19 protein-coding genes are annotated in these 19973 nt (G+C 61.1%); 8 read left to right on the plus strand and 11 right to left on the minus strand.

Annotated features, from left to right (window positions below):
- Window positions 1-124: 124 nt before the first annotated feature.
- The 4 genes from HY26_RS07135 to HY26_RS07150 are packed head-to-tail and all read right to left on the minus strand — an operon-like array spanning window position 125 to window position 2537.
- On the minus strand, window positions 125-745 hold the full coding sequence (locus tag HY26_RS07135; protein WP_034763548.1) for an ElyC/SanA/YdcF family protein: 621 nt from the start codon (window positions 743-745) through the stop codon (window positions 125-127).
- A gap of 7 nt (window positions 746-752) precedes the next feature.
- Window positions 753-1196, minus strand: a complete 444-nt coding sequence (locus HY26_RS07140) for an NUDIX domain-containing protein (protein WP_051599716.1) — start codon at window positions 1194-1196, stop codon at window positions 753-755.
- A gap of 44 nt (window positions 1197-1240) precedes the next feature.
- Window positions 1241-1633: a hypothetical protein gene (locus HY26_RS07145; RefSeq protein ID WP_112073229.1), complete on the minus strand. Its 393-nt coding sequence runs from the start codon at window positions 1631-1633 to the stop codon at window positions 1241-1243.
- A gap of 1 nt (window position 1634) precedes the next feature.
- Entirely contained in the window at window positions 1635-2537 is a 903-nt protein-coding gene (locus HY26_RS07150) for a haloalkane dehalogenase (RefSeq protein ID WP_112073230.1), read from the minus strand.
- 124 nt (window positions 2538-2661) lie between these two features.
- Between HY26_RS07150 and HY26_RS07155 the strand changes: the two genes are divergently transcribed.
- Window positions 2662-3060 (plus strand): VOC family protein, encoded by a 399-nt coding sequence (locus HY26_RS07155; RefSeq protein ID WP_112073231.1) that lies wholly within the window; start codon window positions 2662-2664, stop codon window positions 3058-3060.
- 9 nt (window positions 3061-3069) lie between these two features.
- On the opposite strand, the gene HY26_RS07160 is transcribed toward HY26_RS07155, so the two are convergent.
- The 3 genes from HY26_RS07160 to HY26_RS07170 form a co-directional block, all read right to left on the minus strand.
- Window positions 3070-3681, minus strand: coding sequence for an exopolysaccharide biosynthesis protein (locus HY26_RS07160; protein ID WP_112073232.1), 612 nt, complete (start codon window positions 3679-3681; stop codon window positions 3070-3072).
- 140 nt (window positions 3682-3821) lie between these two features.
- On the minus strand, window positions 3822-4118 hold the full coding sequence (locus HY26_RS07165) for a hypothetical protein (RefSeq protein ID WP_034763560.1): 297 nt from the start codon (window positions 4116-4118) through the stop codon (window positions 3822-3824).
- A gap of 126 nt (window positions 4119-4244) precedes the next feature.
- A complete protein-coding gene (locus HY26_RS07170; RefSeq protein WP_112073233.1) occupies window positions 4245-4595 on the minus strand; it encodes a UrcA family protein in 351 nt (116 codons plus the stop codon).
- Between the two features lie 237 nt (window positions 4596-4832).
- Here HY26_RS07170 and HY26_RS07175 point away from each other — a divergent pair, with 237 nt between their 5' ends.
- Both HY26_RS07175 and HY26_RS07180 read left to right on the plus strand, forming a co-directional pair.
- Window positions 4833-6143: an acyl-CoA dehydrogenase family protein gene (locus tag HY26_RS07175; RefSeq protein ID WP_034763566.1), complete on the plus strand. Its 1311-nt coding sequence runs from the start codon at window positions 4833-4835 to the stop codon at window positions 6141-6143.
- Between the two features lie 104 nt (window positions 6144-6247).
- A complete protein-coding gene (locus tag HY26_RS07180; protein WP_112073234.1) occupies window positions 6248-8221 on the plus strand; it encodes a DUF4332 domain-containing protein in 1974 nt (657 codons plus the stop codon).
- On the opposite strand, the gene HY26_RS07185 is transcribed toward HY26_RS07180, so the two are convergent.
- Window positions 8218-9582: a tryptophanase gene (locus HY26_RS07185; RefSeq protein WP_112073235.1), complete on the minus strand. Its 1365-nt coding sequence runs from the start codon at window positions 9580-9582 to the stop codon at window positions 8218-8220. The two genes, HY26_RS07180 and HY26_RS07185, sit on opposite strands and share 4 nt — an antisense overlap.
- A gap of 153 nt (window positions 9583-9735) precedes the next feature.
- On the minus strand, window positions 9736-10731 hold the full coding sequence (locus tag HY26_RS07190) for a Gfo/Idh/MocA family protein (RefSeq protein ID WP_146740195.1): 996 nt from the start codon (window positions 10729-10731) through the stop codon (window positions 9736-9738).
- 197 nt (window positions 10732-10928) lie between these two features.
- Here HY26_RS07190 and HY26_RS07195 point away from each other — a divergent pair, with 197 nt between their 5' ends.
- Entirely contained in the window at window positions 10929-11363 is a 435-nt protein-coding gene (locus HY26_RS07195) for a hypothetical protein (RefSeq protein WP_051599838.1), read from the plus strand.
- Between the two features lie 256 nt (window positions 11364-11619).
- Window positions 11620-11898 (plus strand): hypothetical protein, encoded by a 279-nt coding sequence (locus tag HY26_RS07200; protein ID WP_112073237.1) that lies wholly within the window; start codon window positions 11620-11622, stop codon window positions 11896-11898.
- Here HY26_RS07200 and HY26_RS07205 read toward each other — a convergent pair.
- Both HY26_RS07205 and HY26_RS07210 read right to left on the minus strand, forming a co-directional pair.
- Window positions 11877-12845, minus strand: a complete 969-nt coding sequence (locus HY26_RS07205; protein ID WP_112073238.1) for a mechanosensitive ion channel family protein — start codon at window positions 12843-12845, stop codon at window positions 11877-11879. The two genes, HY26_RS07200 and HY26_RS07205, sit on opposite strands and share 22 nt — an antisense overlap.
- Window positions 12846-13029: 184 nt before the next feature.
- A complete protein-coding gene (locus tag HY26_RS07210) occupies window positions 13030-13548 on the minus strand; it encodes a hypothetical protein (RefSeq protein WP_112073239.1) in 519 nt (172 codons plus the stop codon).
- Between the two features lie 197 nt (window positions 13549-13745).
- On the opposite strand from HY26_RS07210, the gene HY26_RS07215 reads away from it, so the two are divergent.
- The 3 genes from HY26_RS07215 to HY26_RS07225 all read left to right on the plus strand — a co-directional run bounded on the left by HY26_RS07215 (window position 13746) and on the right by HY26_RS07225 (window position 19844).
- Window positions 13746-15374 carry a peptide ABC transporter substrate-binding protein gene (locus HY26_RS07215; protein WP_112073250.1) on the plus strand — a complete coding sequence of 543 codons (1629 nt, stop codon included), beginning with the start codon at window positions 13746-13748 and terminating at the stop codon, window positions 15372-15374.
- A gap of 25 nt (window positions 15375-15399) precedes the next feature.
- Window positions 15400-16488, plus strand: a complete 1089-nt coding sequence (locus tag HY26_RS07220; RefSeq protein WP_034765642.1) for a DUF3667 domain-containing protein — start codon at window positions 15400-15402, stop codon at window positions 16486-16488.
- 194 nt (window positions 16489-16682) lie between these two features.
- Window positions 16683-19844, plus strand: a complete 3162-nt coding sequence (locus HY26_RS07225) for a TonB-dependent receptor domain-containing protein (protein WP_112073240.1) — start codon at window positions 16683-16685, stop codon at window positions 19842-19844.
- Window positions 19845-19973 lie beyond the last annotated feature (129 nt).

The following is a 19973-nucleotide window of genomic DNA, read 5'->3' on the forward strand; positions in this document are numbered from 1 at the left end:
TTGGCTCACCCGTCCAAAATTTGCAACATTTGTGCCCAATACGGAACCGGTAGTTTCATATATTTTCATGCAGGTTCGCTTCGGCACGACGGATTGGCGCCAATGTCCCGGAATCGAACACAATTTATTCTGCTTCCTTATCCGCCCCGCGCAGACGGTCCAGAATCGCATCCTGCCAGGCTTCGGGAAGCGCATACAGAATCCAAGCACCGGCTTCGTAGTGCGCCCGCCGCCAGATATCGATCGGATTGAGATCGCCGGGCGGGCAGGCACCCATGGCGCTGGGCTGGTGATCCGGTTGGGCGATGTAGATTACCTTCGCCCGGATTACCTGCATGCAGTTGGAAACAAAGACGATTTCACCGGGCGCCCGGGTTTTGGCGTTGCGCGCGAGGTTCTTCAGACCGGAGATCGTATCGCGGCTTTCCACGTCGGCAGAAATGCGCCCGCCGAGGCCAGAGCCGCGCGCCGCGATCAGCGCCATCTCCTGGCTGCCGAGCCAGCCCTCCTGCGGGCGGTGCCCGCCGACCATGTAGAGCCGGTCCAGCTTTCCGGCCTTGAGCAGGTTCACGGCCTTCGCGATTCGCGCGGCGGCGTCCTTGTTATTGTCAGTGTAGAAGACGACACCCGTGCCGCCGGTCAGCGATTTCGATTGATCCATGAAACGGCTGACGCCCCAGAATAGGGCGGTCGCGGTCAGATCCAGTACGATCAGCCAGAATACGATTCGGCGAAGCCAGCGCATGCCCGACCTATAAAGACTGCTTCAGGGCAGGCCGCCATGCCCCATTTGCAGTCGCGTTCAGGAATGTGATCGCGGGCGTTGTCAGGCGCTCCGGCAGGTCGTCCCGGCTGAACCAGCCCCAGCCGCCATGCTTTTCAGGTTCCATGATGCGCGGGTCTCCTGAAACGATGCGGGCTTCGTAGATCGGCGACACCCAGTGCTGGCCATCGCCGCCGTCGATGATCTCCGAGATACAGGCCAGGCACGTCAGTTCGATGAGGATGCCGAGCTCTTCCTCGATTTCGCGGCGAGCCGTATCTTCGGAGCGTTCACCGAAATCGATCTTGCCGCCGGGCAGGCCCCAGGCACCGGCTTCCGGTTCCTTCAGGCGCTGGATCAGGAGGACGCGCCCCTGGTCGTCGAGAATGCCGGCGCCGCAGCCGGCTCCGGGGCGGAGGGAAGAATCGGTCATGGCGGTCATTCTAGGCCAGACCGCCCGCCGGAGCAGCTATTGAATCAACGCTCGCCGAGAATCCAGCGGATCACGTCAGTATAATCGAAAGCCAGTGAAACCGTCAGCACCATGACGGAAAGCACAATCCACTTTCCTGACAGGGTCTGGCCCACGCGCCATTGGCCATGCCGGCGGACCAGGTAGACCAGCACTGGCGTCCAGAAGATCACATGGGCAAGGCCAAGCAGCCGCGAATACCCGATCTGGCTATAAAGGGCCATCAAGGTGCCGGCGCCCGCCAGGAAGCCTGCCAGTATCCAGCGCGCCTCGACCCGTACAAAGCTGAACGGCACAGCGAACACGCCCAGCACGACCACCATGATGTCCATCCAGTACTGGACCCATTGGGGTTGTTTGGTGACATCGGCCTGCCAGGCGGCCATCAGGTCTTGCATGTCAGAGTTCTCCGAAGGCTTTCAGAGCGGCTTTGGCGACGGGGGCGCCCCATTCCTGGACGAAATGGCCGGCCTCCTCGATCACCATCGGTTCGGGGCAGCCGCGGATCTGCGCCTGCAGTTTCTCCATGACGGGTGGTCCGAGCACGGGGTCGGTCCCGCCGACGGCCATGAATGTGTCGCCGTGCCATTCCCGCGCCCACCAGTTTGCCGCGCGTTTCGATGTTTCCACGCCTTCCATGCCAGGCGCGACCATGACGAGTTCCGGGAAGCGCCGCACACCGGCCTTGTAGGCCGCATCCGGGAAGGGGGCGCCATACGCAGCCGCTTCGGCGTCTGACAGAACTGGCGTCCCGCGCTTCATCAGGGCGGCAATGTCCATGTCAGGCTGGGATGCGCTATAGGCTTTCCAGGCATTGAACCCCTGGCTGGGCGAGCTGCCGGTCGCCAGCGTCGTGTTCATCACGATCAGGCGTTCGAACCTGTCCGGCATGTCTGGCGGCAGGGTCAGGCCCAGCAGGCCGCCCCAGTCCTGGCAGACAAGCGTGACCTGTTGCAGGTCCAGCCGCTCGATCAGGGCGAGCATCATGTCCCGATGGAAATGGAACGTGTAGACATCGTCCGCGACCGGCTTGTCCGAACGGCCGAAGCCAAGCCAGTCAGGGGCGATCACGCGTGCGCCGGAATCAAGGAAATCCGGGATCATCTTGCGGTAAAGGTAGGACCAGGTCGGCTGGCCGTGCAGGCAGAGATAAGTGCGCACGGCGTTCTGCGGACCCTCATCGACATAATGCACACGCAGGCCTTCATAGCCGGGCAGGTCATCCACATAATGTGGCGGGTAAGGCCAGCCGGGCAGGCCTTCGAATCGGTCGTCCGGTGTGCGCAGGGCTTCTATCGTCACGTGTTTCGTCTCCCACCTTTGATCTCATGCCGCTCCCGGCTAGCATGGCCGGGGCATTTCTAACCGGATCATTGCGCGAATTGGGCGGAATGTCCCGACACGAATTCTGGAGGGAAAGGTCGGTATGGCAAAAGTGATCGGTTTGGGCGGGATATTTTTCCATTGTGCAGACGTCGAAGCGACACGCGCCTGGTACAAACGGGTGCTGGGCCTCGAAATCGATGATTATGGTGGCTCAAGCTTCGGCCACGCCGACTCGGCGACGCAGTTCCCTCAGGGCGCTCGCACGATCTGGGCGCCTTTCAAGGCGGGCAGCGACTATTTCAAACCCTCGGATGCGGACTTCATGATCAATCTCATGATCGACGATTTCGACGGCATGCTGAAGCGCCTGAAGGCAGAAGGGGTGCCGATGGAAGGAGAGCCGATGATCGAATCCTATGGCAAGTTCGCCTGGGTCATGGATCCGGACGGCCGTAAGGTCGAACTCTGGCAGCCGGTGGAGTCCTGCCCCGCCGCCTAACCCAATAAATCAGAACCAACCGGCGACGGTGTTCCATGGAACCATGAAAACGGTCAGGCTGACGGCGCCTGCGGTTCCGGCGAACCCGGCCAGCATCAGGGCGCCATCCCGCGCCACGAGGGCAAGCCCGAACAGCACGATCGCCATGCCGGGTGCAGCAACAGCGAACGGCACCAGTTCCAGCGGGATCATCAGCAATGAGAGCATCGAAACGGACAGGGCGGCACCATAAGTGGCGATCCTTCCGGTCGCCCAGGTCAGGCGTTCGGTGATCATCCGGTCGATCCGCTGGAGCCAAGGCTTCACCCGGCCTCTTGCCTCTTCGAGCTTTGTGCACTCAATTCCTTGTTCCTGCACGAATTCCGGCATCCAGATATGGCGGGCGCCAAACACGATCTGCAGGCTGAACAGGAGGATGATTGCGCCGACGACAATGGGCAGGCCCGGAATCCCGCCGAGTGGCGGCACGGATACTAAGAGGCCAAGCAGCATGATGACCGGCCCGAACGACCGGTCGCCGAACATGTCGAGCAGGGCACCGATCGTCACCTTGTCCCGATCGCAGTCCTCGATGGCCGTATCGAGAACGCTTTCCAATGGTTTGCTGCGGCTTGGGGCCATAACTCCTCTCCGATTGAAGGTTTAACGTGCCAACAGGCGGAGCGTTGCCGGAAAACCGCAAAAAAATGGCCGCCCGGCTTTGAATCCGAGGCGGCCCGAGGAGAGGCTCTGGAGAGCTAGACTGGTAAAGTCGCGCCGCTTTAGTCGCGCGCAGACGCCTTGCAGGCTTCGATGTCTTCAGCCGAGAGCTCGAACTTGTCATTCTTGAAAGAGGTGATTTCGCCAGCTTTCTTTGCGAGCTTCTTGCAGTCGCGCAGCGTGACTTTCTTGCGGTCCATGTCGCCTTTGCAGACGGTGCCTTCGCAAGACCAGACGGTACCGATGACGGTCACGCGTGCCTCGTCAACCGGCTTGGCGGTTTCGAAGGTGAAGCTGGTGGCGAAAGCAGGGGCGGCGAGGCCAAGGAAGGCGGCGCCAAGGATTGCGGAACGGAGCATGGGAGGATGCCTTTTCGCTTATGGTTATGTTCAGCGCCGGCAGCACGGTGATCACTCCGGCGCTGAACCAATAGAGATCGCTGAAAAATTCGTCAAGTGTTCAGCGCTTCATGTTAAGCAGTTGTCTTATTTCAGCGATGCCAGGACACGGGTCGCCTGCTGGGTGCTGGCCGCATAGATGCGGGTTAGTTCCGGATCGTCGATCTGGGTCACGGCCTTGGCGATGATTTCGGAGACGCAGACATCGTCCACGCGCGGGGCGCCGGCGACCGGCCGAGTGTAGCGGCAGGCTTCAGTTGCTTGGTCTTGCACTGATTTCAGAACAGTTTCAGCGCCGGAAGCGGTGCCGAGAGCCGTGGCGTCATACTGTACGTCCAGCTGCAGGTTACGCTGAATCTCCGCCGAGGCAGGGGCGGCGAACATGGTTGCACCTACAAAGGTGGCGGACGCAGCAAGAGAGAGGATGCGAGAGGTCATGGGAGGAAACCTTTTTGCGTTGGATTTGCGTGGCCCGGTGTAGCCACAAGGCAGAGAATATGATTACTGAACAAAATGTCAATCATTCAGCGCTTATAATTTTTCTAATAGCTCAATTTAGTTCGCTGCTTGCCCCGGCGGCACAAATTGCGGTGCGCCGGTCCCTCGATATGCTGACGTCAACAGGCTTTACAAAAGACGCCTCAAACCGGGGCAGAGGTCAGGAGGACGCGCGACATGGATTTCAATATTCCCCAGGAAATAGCCGACTATTTGGTGGTGCTCGACAAGTTCATCGAGGACGAAATCAAGCCGCTGGAAGAACAGGACGACAATATCCGCTTCTTCGACCATCGCCGCGAATGGGCCCGCACCGATTTCGAGAATGGCGGCCTGCCGCGTCCGGAATGGGAAGAACTTCTGACCGAAGCCAAGCGCCGTGCCGATGCCGCCGGCCACCTGCGTTATGCGCTGCCCAAGGAGTTCGGCGGCCAGGACGGCACCAATCTCGGCATGGCCATCATCCGTGAGCATTTCGCCCGCAAGGGTCTCGGCCTGCACAACGACCTTCAGAACGAGCACTCGATCGTCGGCAACTTCCCGCAGATTCTGATGCTGCGCGACTTTGCCCGCCCGGACCAGCGCCACCTCGCGGACGCTGCACTGAAGGGTGAGTTCAAGGCCTGTTTCGGTCTGACCGAGCCGCATCACGGCTCCGACGCCACGCATATGGAAACCCGCGCTGTACGCCACAAGAAAGACGGCAAGGATGGCTGGCTGATCAATGGCGAGAAAATGTGGATCACCGGCATGCACGTCGCCAGCCACATCATGCTGTTCTGCCGTACCAGCGGTGAGGACGGCGACGCGAAAGGCATCACCTGCCTGATCATCCCGGCGCGTGACCCTGGCGTGATCATCGAAGAGTATATGTGGACCTTCAACATGCCAACGGACCACCCGCGCCTGACCATCAAGGATGTCTGGGTGCCGGAAGACGCCGTGTTCGGCCCGCCGGAAGGGGGCCTCGCGCTGGCCCAGCACTTCGTGCACGAAAACCGTATCCGTCAGGCGGCCAGTTCCGTCGGCGCGGCGATGTACTGCATCACCGAAGCGGTGAACTATGCCAATGAGCGCCGCCCGTTCGGCAAGCCCCTGTCGGTCAACCAGGCAATCCAGTTCCCGCTGGTCGAACAGGCGACCGAAGCGGAAATGCTGCGCCTCTTCATCTTCAAGACGGCATGGGAAATCGACCAGATGTCCAAGCCGGAGGTCGCGATCAAGCTCTCCGACAAGGTCTCGATGTGTAACTACAAGGCCAACCGCCTCTGCTGCGATGCAGCTGACCGGGCCATGCAGGTGCATGGCGGCATCGGCTATTCCCGCCACAAGCCGTTCGAGCACATCTACCGCCACCACCGCCGTTACCGCATCACCGAGGGCTCCGAAGAGATCCAGATGCGGAAAGTCGCCGGCCACCTGTTCGGCTTCATGGGCCCGAACAAGGGCAAGAACCGCAACGAACCGTTCGATTTCGCGGTCCGCTGATTTGCAGAAAATTCTTCGCGCAAGGCGCGAAGGGTTAACAACCGGGTAACCAAGTTAACGCACTCCTCAGTCTGACAAACTGCCAGGCTGAGGAGTCTCCGCCCATGTCTCTGCTCGAGCGTGTCGTTCGTGCCCATCGTTGCCGTTCTACCCATCACTATATTGCACTCGATGCCCTTTCGCTGATTGGCGGGGAGCAGGGGGAGGCCTGGAAGGCCATCTTCCTGGTCCATCATGAGCACCTGCTGGCGGGTGCGAAGGCGCCGGATGCGAAGTTCAAGGACTTCAAGAACCACGTCTGTCACGTGAATGAAGGCCGCTGGGGCGGCGCCCCCGACAAGGCCATGGAGTGGTATGCCCGCTCGGTCGAATTCCTCCGTGCGAAGAAATGGAGCAAGGCGGCCTACGCGCTCGGCGTGCTGAGCCATTATTACGCTGACCCGATCCAGCCTTTCCACACCGGGCAGACCGAGGAAGAGGGCGTCATCCACCGCGCCGTCGAATGGTCCATCGCCAAGAGCCGCGACGTGATCGACGAGATTATCGAAGCGAACGGCTATCCGGACATTCAGATTCCGGACGGACCGGGTTTCGTCGCCGAAATGGTCGTCGAAGGCGCGACCCTTTCGAACACGTACTATGACACCTTCATCGACCACTATAATCTCGAGCGCGGCGTCTCCCATCCGCCGTCCGGCCTCGATGAGACGATGCGCGAAGGTATTGCGGAACTCGTCGCCTACGCCACGGCAGGCTTCGCTGCGCTGCTGACGCAGGCTGTCGAAGAGGCTGCCGTCGCGCCGCCGAAGGCGCATCTGACATTGCAGGGCTATATCGAAACACTCGACATTCCGCTCCGCTGGATCATGGCGAAGCTCGCCGATGTGAACGACCGCGCGCAGGTCGAGCGGATGTACAAGGAATTCAAGAAGACCGGCAAGGTGATCAAGACCCTGCCGGAAGACGACAAGATCATCCGCAAGAAGCACGCGGCACAGGTGCTCCGTGTGCCGCTGAAGGAACTCGACAAGCAGGAAATCCGCCCGATCGGCATGGCCCATGTGCTGCCGGAAGGAGAGGTCCCGGCGATCGTGGAGGAACCGGAAGCCGAAATCGTCGAAGAGGACATCATCCTCGACCAAGCTGCCGAGATCGAAGCTGACGTTGAAGAGATCGACGTCGACGAAATCGAGGCCGGTGAAGTCGAAGCAGAAGCTGGAGATGCCGAGGCTGACACTGAAGAAGAGCTGATCCTCGATGAAGCAGACCTTGCGGCCATCGAAGCGGCGGGACTGGACGTGGACGGCGAGACGGAAGAAGAAGCCGAGCTCAGCGCTGGCGACGACGAGGACGAGAACGACGATGAGTACGAGTCCGATGAAGATGAGGATGAGTACGAAGACGAGGACGACGAAGACGAAGACTTCGACGAGGAAGATGAAGACGACTTCGACGAAGACGAGGATGATGAGGAATACGACGAGGACGATGAGTCCGACGAGTATGACGAGGAAGAAGACGACGAAGAGTCCGAATATGAAGACGACGACGAAGCCGAGGAATATGACGACTCGGACGAAGAGGAGTCCGGCGACAAGGTGGAAGAGATTGCCGCTTCAGAAGAAGATGACGCCTCCGACGATGAACCGCATGTCCGCTCGTCCGGCCTGACGCGGGAGAACCCGGTCGTCGATGCGCCGTCCATTGGCCCGAAAACGGCCGCGCGTCTTGAAGAAGCCGGCATCTACACGATTGGCGACCTGCTCGATTGCGATATCGAGGAGACGGCTTTCCTGCTGGACGTCCACTATATCGACTCCGAAACCCTGCGAGACTGGCAGGACCAGACGAAGCTGATGATGGAAGTGCCGGGCCTGCGCGTGCACGACGTGCAGATCATGGTCGGCGCCGGTATCCGCACCAGCAAGGAACTGGCTGAGGCGCCTGCGCGCACCCTGTTCCTTCTGGCCACGGAATTCCTGAACTCTCCGGAAGGTGAACGCGTCCGCCGCGGAGACGACCTCTTCATGGAAGAAGAGGTCGAAGAGTGGATCGAACGCGCCCGCGACGCGGCCTAGAGTGGCTCGAACTCTGACGTGAAGTGCCGCATCATCGGCGGTTCTTTCACGATTTTCAGGCCGCCCAGCTGGTCCTTCGAAGCGGAAAGCTCCTCGAAGACTTCAACGATATAGTCGGCATGCGACTGGGTGTAGACGCGGCGGGGCATGGCGAGGCGCACAAGGTCCATCCGAGCAGGCTCCTCGCTGCCGTCCGGCTTGCGCCCGAACATCACCGTGCCGATCTCGCAACCGCGGATACCGCCCATCTCGTATAGCGCGCAGGCCAGCGCCTGGCCTGGATATTCCAGCGGCGGAATGTGGGGCAGGAAGGCGCGGGCATCCACGAACACGGCATGGCCGCCCGCCGGCTTCACCACCGGCACACCCATCGCGTCCAGACGCTCGGCAATATAGGCATTCGTCCGTACCCGGTAGCGCAGGTAATCCTCGTCGATGATCTCGGTGAGGCCTTGCGCAATGGCGTCGAGGTCCCGGCCTGCAAGGCCGCCATAGGTCGGGAAACCTTCGGTCTGGATCAGCAGGGTGCGGGCCCGTTCGGCCAGCGCATCGTCGCGCAGTGCCAGCCAGCCGCCGATATTGGCGAAGGCATCCTTCTTGGCGCTCATCGTCATGCCGTCCGCGACTTCGAAAATGTCGCGGATGATCGACTTGATGCTGCGGTCCTGCTGGCCGGGTTCGCGCAGCTTGATGAACCAGGCATTCTCGGCAAAGCGGCAACCGTCGATGAAGAAGGACTTGCGATAGTGCTGGGCGATCTGCGCCGCGGCGCGGATGTTCTCGAGGCTCGCAGGCTGGCCGCCGCCGGCATTGTTGGTGATCGTCATCATCACGGCCGGAACAGAATCGCGTTTCTCGCGGAGCAGGGCCTCGAGCGCGTCCAGGTCCATATTGCCCTTGAACGGATGGTCAAGGGACGGGACCTTGCCTTCTGCGATGGGCAGGTCCACCGCCTCGGCGCCTGCCGCTTCGATATTACCCCGCGTCGTGTCGAAATGGGTGTTTGACGGGATAATGTGCCCCGGCCTTGCGATCAGGTTGAAAAGCAGGTGCTCCGCCGCCCGGCCCTGGTGGGTCGGGATGATGTGCTCGAAGTTCATCAGGTCACGGACCGCTGCTTCGAACCGGTAGAAGCTGGGCGCGCCGGCATAACTCTCGTCACCCGTCATGACGGCGCCCCATTGGGCCGCGCTCATGGCGGAGGTGCCGCTGTCGGTCAGCAGGTCGATGATCACGTCATCGGAATGCAGTTTGAAGAGATTGTATTTCGCCGCCTTCAGCAGGTCCGCACGTTCTTCGCGCGTGGTCATGCGGATCGGTTCGACCGATTTGATGCGGAAAGGTTCAATAATGGTTTTCATTTGGCTCACTCCGGGCTTGTTAAAAGTCCTGGAGGTTGCCCGAAGGCTTCGCACACAGGACTTATCCTGCGCCGCGGTTGCCTCGCCTTGGTGACGCGACCGCGCTCAGCGCCTGTTGCAATGGAAATCCGATATCAAGGGCTTTTGCGGTTTTCAAGATGCCGCGTTGCTGCCGCGCGGCGAGAGGCCGGCACTGCGATAAATTGCGTCGATCACGCGCATGTTTGCGACGGCATCCTCGCCGCCGGTCAGTGGCCCGGCCCGCCCGGCGAGCACATCCACCATATGTGCCAGCTGGTGGTCATAGGTGCTGTCACCGGGGATGGTCTCCGTCCGTTGCGGCTGGCCGTGCTGCTGCAGGATGATCTTGTGCCCGTGAGACGGGTGGATCGGATTGTTGAAGGTCAGCGATCCTTTTGTGCCCTCGACATGCAGCTGCAGCCGACGGGAGACCGTCTCCGCCATGGACGTCATGATCGACGCGGTGACATCTCCCGGGAACACCATACGTGCGTGAGTCGAGATATCGACGCCCGGTTGGTCGCAATGGCATTCGGCCGAGGCCACCGACGGCTCGGCGCCCGCCATGGTCCGCACCATGTGGACGCAATAGGTGCCAAGATCCATCAGCGCCCCGCCACCTGTTTCCAGCGTGTGGCGTAACTCGCCCGGCCGGTAGGGAATGGGCACCGAGAAGGCCGCCTCCATGGACAGGATCTTCCCGACATGCCCGCTGCGGATGTGGCCGAGCGCATGGAGGAAGGCAGGGTGGAAGCGGTAGTGGAATGCCTCCACCAGCGGCCGGCCCATTTCTTCCGCGGCGCGCGTCATGGCCATGGCCTCGTCGGCATTCATGGCGAACGGCTTCTCGCACAGCACGGCCTTGCCGGCTTTCAGGGCGGCGACGGTGAGGTCGGCATGCCGGTTCGGGGGCAGGGCGTTGTAGATCAGGTCCACATCGTCCCGGGCGATCAGCGCGTCATAGCTCTCCGCCACATGCTGGATCCCATATTTTTCGGCATAGGCGGCGGCGCGCCCGGCATCGCGGGCAGCCACGGCAACAACCCGGCAGTCCGTCCGGCGCCGCGCCGGTTCGATGATGGCAAGCGGCGCAATCTTCGCCGCGCCGAGTATACCGATCCGGATCATGCCTGGCCCCTTCTTCAGGCACGCATAGTGGCAATGCGGGGCCGGTTCGTAAATCAGCGCGCAGCCAGCAGCGCGGATATTCTTAACAAGACCCTGCTGCAATCTTGAGAATTTCACCGATCCGGTAACCAAACAGAAAGGCTGTCGCGGGTTAATGGAACATCCCAAGGCCGTTAATCTTAGGAGTGCCTACGCCAATGATGAATGATCTTACGGCGCACATCGCTAAAACGAGCGGCCTTGCGGACCCTATTGCCAAGCAGGCCCTCGGTATCGTGCTCAATGCCGCCGAACGCCAGGCTTCGCCTTTCGCCACAGCCATGTTCACGACCATTCCCGGGGCACGCGCACTTTCAGCCCGCACGGGCAGCGAGCTTGGCGCCCCGGTCGGCGAAATCGCCCGCATGATCGAACAGACGCCGGGCGGCAAGCGCCGCGTCGCGCGCGAGATGATCACTGCGCTTCATGCCATCGGTCTCGACCACAAGCATATCGGCGCGCTGCTGCCGGCGATCTCGGCCCATATGGAAGAGGTCCACGGCCTGACCGGCTTCGGCCATCTGGGGGACCTTGTCGGCTCCGATCTCGATGGCAACATCACCGCCGATGACAGCGACACCAAGGCGGCTTAAGCCTCTGAAAATACGAAAAGAAACGCCGCCCTGACCGGGTGGCTTTTCTTTGCCTGAGGAAATCTTGCATAGCCGGGTGATCCAGCCACCGGATTGCCGCGTAACAGGCCCGATACGTCTGGTGTCCCCCCACCCCAGCAAGACGTGTCCATCTACCCAAGGGCCAGGCCGCCAAATCACCCTCCCGGCAGCCTGGCCCTTTCCCTTCGCGCTTTGCCTGTTTATGGAAGGGCGAACGAACAGGGGAAATTCACTCATGACGGCGACTGCGACGCTTCAGGCGGATGAGAAACTTGCGCTCGATCTGATGGCAGCCATCCGGACGGCAGCCGAAACGCTTTGCGTGCCGTCTCATGTGGACCTGGTCTCGGTGACCGTGGATGTCTCTGCCCGGATCGAGGACGCTTCGAAAGCCAGCTTCGAGAGCCGTATCGACCGGCGCACCCGCACCATCCTATTCGCGGGCGGCTCGGCGACGGTCGATGGCACGATCGTGATGACCGCGACGGCCGTCTATTCCATCCGCCCGGCCTGAACTGCCCGCCCGTCGAAGGCGCCCTCGGGCAGGGTATCGAGTTCGTTACGGATACGGGGCAGGGCCTCAGGGTGTTTGTCCTGAAGCCAGATGATCATCTTTTCACGAATGAAGCAGCGCAGGTCCCATGCGTCGGGGGAATTCTTAGCGCTGGCCAATGCGCGTATGCGGATTGTGTTCATGCCGGTATCCGTCACCTGCAGGTTCACGACATCACCGTCCCATAGCGGTGTCGCGCGGCAGATTTCGGCCAGCTTCTCCCGCATTTCGGAAACCGGCGCGCGATAGTCCAGCGACCAGAACACGCTGCCGATGATGTTCGCAGATTTCCGTGTCCAGTTCTGGAAGGGCTGTTCGATAAAATAGGAAAGCGGAACGATCAGGCGCCGCCAGTCCCAGATGCGGACGACGACGTAGAATAGGCCGATCTCTTCAATCCAGCCCCACTCGTCTTCCAGCACGACTGCATCGTCCAGCCGGATCGGCTGGGTGAAGGCGATCTGCAGGCCGGCGATCAGGTTTGACAGCATCGGCCGGGCCGCGATGCCGACTGCGATGCCCGCGATCCCGGCAGAGGCGAACAGGCTGACCCCGAACTGTTTCACGCCCGGGATCAGCGTCAGGGCCGCAGCGACGGTGACCACGCCGACCGCGACAACCCAGATGCGGCGGACAACGTCCAGGCGGGTCGCGGATTTCCGGGCTTGCAGATTGTCGGCCTCGTGAAAGTTCAGCTTGGCCAGACGCCGCTTGATCAGCCCGTCGACCAGCGTGCCGATGGTCCAGCCGGTGGCGGCGATGAAACAGATGGAGGCCAGCACATCCGGCCAGTTGCCGAGCTTCTCCCAGTCGGGCGCCAGGCCGGTGTGCGGGACAGTCAGGATGGCCGCGCCAATCAGGACGAACAGGGCAGGCGGCCGCGCGCGCTTCAGCCAGCGGATACGCATCGCCCGCTTCAGCTTTTCGCGCTTCGAGCGGTCGTCGGTCTGTTTCGCTTTAACCTCGCCGGCGATGACAGGGCTCCTTCCGGTGACGTGTCTTATACGTCCGGATACGCGAAAGGGTTGCGATGGTTCAACAGCCGCCCCCGCGTTTCCTGCCGAAACGACGCTGGCGGGCAGGGATTGGGCGTTATTTCACCCGTTTGGCGCGGAAGGCCAGGCCGCCGTCCAGCTTCATCTTGTAGCTGCCGAGCGCGGCCTGGTAGATGCGGGCTTCCTTCTGGCCACGCGGATTGACCCCTTTGTCGTCCGTCTGTTCCCACACCTGGCCATTTTCAAGCGTGATCACCAGGGCGCCGCGCCGGCCACCGATGGACTGGATCGGAAAAGTGACTTCCTTCAGCTCATCCGATTTGGACTTGCCGCTCTCGTCCTTGCTGCCAAAGGCCAGTTTGGGAAGGGACGGGATGGAGAAACCGAAACTGTCGCGCTTCACTTCCTCGACTTCCTTGCGGGTGAAGGTTTTCACTTCGCCGGCTTCTTCTGCTGCTTTCAGGCGCCCGACGGCCGCATCATAGCAGGTCAGCCGGTCTGCATCGGAGACAATGTCCTTACAGGCATAGACGTCGGACGTGGACACGTCCTCGGCCAGGGCCGGCATGGCGGCCAGGCTGATGGCGGCGGCGATGAGGGCGATCTGGCGTTTCATGGCGGCGTTCCTCGGAATGGTGGGCTTTCGCGCCCCTTTGAGGCCCATTTCTGGCAAATCCGGACAGGCTCGGGAAGGGGAGGCCGCAGTTTGCGGCAAACTCAGCTTCCGTTCATTCAAATTCAGCAAAGTCTTTTCATTTACGTCGCCATCTGGCAGCAAACGATCCAAGATTGAGACCTTTTAGGAGTATGTGCATGATCTTCTCCCGTATGCGGGGCCTGATGGCCACCGGCGCTCTGGCCCTTGTCCTGGCTGCCTGCGGAGGTGGTGGCGGCGGATCTGCCAGCGATGTGCCGACACTGCGGCGCGGTATTTCGGCCAAGGTCGATACGCTCGATCCGCACAAGTCTTCGGCTCAGTGGGAGAACATCATCATTGGCGACATGTTCATCGGCCTGACCACCGATGGCGTCGATGCCCGTCCGGAACCCGGCATGGCGACGAGTTGGGAAACCAGCGAGGACGGCCTCGTCTGGACCTTCCATCTCGGCGATTACTACTGGTCCGACGGCAATCCGGTTGTGGCGGATGATTTCGTCTACGGCCTGCGCCGCATCCAGTCCCCGGAAGTGGCATCGCAATATTCCTCGCTGCTTTACCTCATCAAGAACGCGGCGCCGATCAATGAAGGCAAACTGCCGCCGGAAGAGCTTGGCGCCCGCGCCATCGACGACAAAACGCTGGAACTGACGCTGGAATATCCGGCGCCTTACCTGCCGGGGCTCCTGTCGCACTACACGACCTATCCGGTGCCGAGCCATGCGATCGAGACCTATGGCGATGCCTGGATCCAGCCGGACAACATCGTGGTGAACGGTCCGTACAAGCTGGTTTACTGGCGTACCGGCGACCAGCTGGTGGCGGACAAGAACCCGACCGGCTTTGGCGCCGAGGATGCCTGCTTCGACCGCGTGGTCTATTTCGAACTGGAAGACCTGACTTCGGTCGAGAACAAGATCCAGGCCGGCGAACTCGACATCAACAATGCGTTCGATGGCGCCCGTCAGGCCGAGATCGAGGCCAAGCTGCCGGGCTGGGTCCGCACCACGCCGGCGCTTATCACGACCTACTGGACGTTCAATTCCTCAATCGCCCCGTTTGACGATGTGCGCGTGCGCAAGGCGCTGTCCATGGCGCTCGACCGGGAGTTCATGGTGAAAAGCGTGCTGACACCGGGCTATGTGCCGGCTTATTCCATGGTGCCTCCGGGGATCGACAATTACGACACGCCGCGCCCGCACGTGGAATGGGAAAACATGCCCCGCCAGGAGCGTCTCGCCGAAGCCAAGCGCCTTCTGGAAGAGGCCGGTTTCGGCCCGGACAACCCGCTGGCGTTCGAATACATCCACCGCTCGACGGATGACAATCCGAAGGTCGCCCCGGTCGCGCAGGCCAACTGGGCCGAGATTGCGCCATGGGTGAAGCCGACCATCATCAAGCAGGATACCAAGGTGCTTTATGCCCGCCTGCGCCAGTCGGACTTCCAGGTGGCCGACGCGGCCTGGGTCGCGGACTTCGATGATCCGATCAACTTCCTCTACCTGCTGAAATCCGACACCGGCCAGCAGAACTACGGCAATTACAACAATGCGGAATATGACGCGCTGCTGCAGCGGTCGAATGCGGAACTCGACCTGAAGAAGCGGGCCGAGACCTTCGCTGAAGCCGAAGATCTGATGTTGAACGACTATCCGATCACGCCGATGTGGTTCCAGGTTACCAAGAACCTCGTTGACCCGGATCTGACCGGCTATGAGGACAATGCCAAGGACCAGCACCGTTCGCGCTTCATGTGCAAGAATGGTATCAAACCGGCCGAATAGGCGTCGCTGAAAAGAGGGAAGCGGCATGAGCCACGACATGGAAGCGGCCGGGGCTGCGGCCCTTGGCGGCCTCACCTCTGGCGACCATCATCCGGTCACGCAGGGCGAGCCCTGCCGGAACTGCGGCGGGCCGGTTGACGCGCGCTACTGTTCGCGCTGCGGACAGCTGGCGTCGAACTTCCACCGGCCCTTTTTCAGCCTGGTCATGTCCAGCCTGGCGGACACGTTCGCGCTGGACAGCCGGCTGTGGCGCTCGGTGCCCTTGCTGCTGTTCCGGCCGGGCCGGATGACGCGGAACTATCTGGACGGAAAGCGTGCGCGCTATGTTCCGCCGTTCCGGTTGTTCCTGCTGGCGTCGGTCCTGTTCTTCCTCACCGTGTTCGGCCTGGGAGAGCGGCTCGGCTGGTACCAGAACTGGGAGCTCAACCCCGGATCGGCCGTGAGCATGTCCGAAGAGGAACGTGCGCAGGTGAAGGCGGCCGTTGAGAAACAGCTCGCCGATGAGACGCTTGACCCCACAAGCCGCGCCGGGCTGGAAATTGCCCTCAAGAACCTTGAGTCCGGCTCAAGCATTCCGTTCATGAACGAGGAAACCGGCACGGTGGACCGGGATGCCCTCAACGAGATGATTGACCTGACCACAGATGAGAATGCCTCGCCGGAGGAGGTCGAGACGATCAGGGGGGCAGGGGAGCGGCTCGCCAATGTCCTTGAAAACCAGGACCGGTTTGGCGCCCGGATGCGGGAATGGGCGCCGCGTTTCAGCCTCATGTTCATGCCGCTCCTGGCGCTGATGCTGACGGTCATGTATGCATGGCACCGCAGGGTTTACGTGTATGATCACGTCATCACGGCGCTGCATTTCCAGACCTTTGTTTACAGCCTGTTGACCCTGTTGCTGCTCGTTGGGGCGTTTTTGCACGTCGGCGCTGGCTGGTTGTCCGCGATCGGGATCGTCTGGGGCGTCTGGTATCTCCACCGCCAGCTCCGCGTGGCCTATGGAACCGGCTTTTTCATGGCGGCGCTTCGTACCTCCATTTTACTGATTCTGGGCATAACCGTGCTGTTTCTGCTGGCGCTTGGGCTGGTTATCCTCAGTTTTCTCCTGACTTGACGGGGTTTGCCTCGCAAACTGAGGCAAATAAACCACACCCCACTTCTTTCGATGACAGAACGGTAACAGCACGTTGACGCTGACGTGACGTGAGCCTTATCGATATGCCCAAGTCCGGATTTCAGGGGTCCGGGCACGCGCTTGTCCTCAAGCGCAGTTCAACTTTTGGAGGTAATATAGTGAACGGGAAATCCATGAAGTCCCGCCTGCTTGCTTCGTCCGTTATCGCGGGTGCAGCATTTATGGCGCAGGCGAGCATGCTCGCCGTTGCCCAGGAAGCAGACGAAGCAGTCGATACCGTGGCACCGGCCGCGGAAGACGCAACCGCACGCCAGGAAACGGTGTATGTCACCGGTTCGCGCATCGCGCAGCCGAACATGACCACCACCAGCCCGGTGACCTCGGTTTCCGCAAACGACGTGAAACTGCAGGGTGTGACGCGCGTCGAAGACCTTGTCACCCAGCTGCCGCAGGCTTTTGCCGCACAGAACTCCACCGTTTCGAACGGTGCCACGGGTACGGCAACGGTCTCGCTGCGTAACCTCGACCTCGGCGGCGATGCTGTTCGTACGCTGGTCCTGGTTGACGGCAAGCGCATGCCGTACGGTTCGCCGAACGACCCGGCAGCCGACCTGAACCTGATCCCGGCCCAGATGATCGAGCGTGTTGACGTCCTGACGGGCGGCGCCTCGGCTGTCTACGGTTCGGACGCCATCGCCGGCGTTGTCAACTTCATCATGAAGGACGACTTCGAAGGTGTGCAGATCGATACCCAGTACGGTTTCTACCAGCACAACAACGACTACGACACGAACGGCTCGCTCCGCGACGTGATCGCTCAGCGTTCCGTTGGCAACCCGGCGCAGTTCGCTCTGCCGGACGACAATGTCGATGACGGCTACTCGAAAGAGATCACCGCCATCATGGGCGTCAACACCGATGACGGCCGCGGCAACCTCACCGCATGGCTCGGCTATCGGAACAACGACGCCGTCCTTCAGGGCAACCGTGACTACTCCGCTTGTGCAGCAGGTCTCGATTCTGACACCGGCGACTTCACCTGCGGTGGTTCGTCCACGTCCTATCCGGGACGCATCACGGACTTCAACTCGTTCAACTACTCGCTCGACCTGGCCACCAGCGACTTCATCCCGTGGTCCAGTGCTTACCAGTACAACTACGGTCCGCTGAACTACTACCAGCGTCCGGACGAGCGTTACACTGCCGGCTTCAACGGTCATTACCAAATCAATGACTATGTCGAAGCCTACACCCAGTTCATGTTCATGGATTATCAGTCGAAGGCCCAGATTGCGCCTTCCGGCAACTTCTTCGTGACCCAGGGTGTCAGCTGTGACAACCCGCTCCTGTCGTCCAACCAGCAGGCTGGTCTTTGCGCCATCGACCTGGTTCCGGACATCATCGACGATCCGGATACCGCTGACGATGAAGTTGCAGACTTCATCGCCGGCTTCGAAGATGCCGCTGTCGGTCAGGCCTGGGTGGACGCAACCCTCGGCATGCAGAACGCCATCACGGGTAGTGCGCCGGGCCTCGCAGGCGACGGTTCGCTCGCTCTGACGCCGTTCGACGGTGTTGTGCCGGCTTACTTCGGTCGTCGTAACGTCGAAGGTGGTGGCCGTACCGATAACCTCGGTTACCAGACCTACCGTGGCGTTGTTGGCCTCCGTGGCGACCTGTACAAGGCTCCGGGCTGGTCCTATGACCTGTCTGCGTCCTATGCTCAGGTGACCCTGGCTCGTTCCTACACCAACGAATTCTCCGTGACGCGCCTGAACCGCGCCATGGACGTTGTTGCGGATCCGGACTCGGGTGAACCAGTTTGTCAGTCCGTGCTTGATGGCACCGATCCGAACTGTGTGCCGTACAATGTGTGGACTGTTGGTGGCGTCACCGACGCTGCGCTGAACTACCTGCAGGTTCCGCTGCTGCAGAACGGTACGACCGAGCAGAACATCGTTACCGGTGTCCTGACCGGTGACCTGGGCCAGTATGGCTTCCAGTCCCCGTCGGCCAATTCCGGCCTGCAGATCGCTATCGGTGCTGAGTACCGCCGCGACTCCCTGGAATCGATCACCGACAACTCGTTCGCAACGGGTGATGGTGCTGGCCAGGGCGGCCCGACGATCGGTCTTTCCGGTACTGTGGATGCTTATGAAGCCTTCACGGAATTCCAGATGCCGCTGATCGAAGGAAAGCCGGGTGTCGAGCTTCTGTCGGTCGAAGGTGCTTATCGTTACTCCGATTACTCGACGGGCATTTCGTCCGACGCGTACAAGATCGGTGGTGACTATGCTCCGACTTCGGACATTCGCTTCCGTGCCAGCTACCAGAAGGCTGTTCGTGCGCCGAACGTCGTCGACCTGTTCGAAGCCCAGGGCTTCAACCTGTTCGACCTCGACGATGACCTCTGCGACTTCACTGATCCGGCCGGTGACGGCACCGCGACTGCTTCAGCTTGTATCGGGTCCAACCCGTGGCAGGTGAACGCTGCTCAGGCCAATTCCGGTGCTCTGGAATCGCCTGCTGGTCAGTACAACTACCTGCAGGGTGGTAACCCGGACCTCGAGCCGGAAGAGGCTGACACGCTGACCGTTGGTTTCGTGGCAACGCCGTCCTTCCTGCCGGGCTTCTCGGCATCGGTCGACTACTACAGCATTGAGATCTCCGACGCGATTTCGACTGTTGGTGCGTCGGTCACCATGCAGCTCTGCTACCTGCAGGGCGATATGGATGCCTGTAGCAAGATCCAGCGTAACGCCAACGGCCAGCTCTGGGTTGGCACCGGTAACGTCCAGGACCTGAACGTGAACATCGGTGGCGTTGAAACGGCGGGTGTTGACCTTGCGATGGCTTATGGCTTCGACATTGGCAGCTACGGTTCGCTGAACCTGTCGATGAACGGCACATACCTCGACAAGTTCGACGTCGACCCGGTCGGCAACGCAGCATACGCCTATGACTGTGTCGGCAAGTACGGCAACGACTGCTTCACTCCGACTCCGGAATGGCGTCACCGCGCTCGCGCGAACTGGGTCACGCCGGTCGATGGTCTCAACGTCTCGGCAACCTGGCGTTACATCGGCTCCGTGGATCTCGATACCGGCGCAACGGGCCGTGTCGACTCCACGCTGGACGCTCAGAACTACATCGACCTGGCTGGCCAGTGGGCCGCGAAGGACTGGGTGGCATTCCGCTTCGGTGTGAACAACGTGCTGGATGAAGATCCGCCGCTGTCCGCTTCGACGGGTACCACGGGTAACGGTAACACCTACCCGCAGAGCTACGACGCTCTGGGCCGCTACTTCTTCGTCGGCGCGACGTTCGACTTCTAAGTCGGCTCGCCCAACGGCAAAATCGGGAACGGCGGTCCTTCGGGACCGCCGTTTTCTTTTTGGCGTTTTCTTTTTTGGGGCGCAGGGGGAGACGCCGGAAGACGGCGCGCCAGGGACCGCTATTCACGG

The sequence above is a fragment of the Hyphomonas sp. GM-8P genome (assembly GCF_003263315.1).
Taxonomy (GTDB): domain Bacteria; phylum Pseudomonadota; class Alphaproteobacteria; order Caulobacterales; family Hyphomonadaceae; genus Hyphomonas.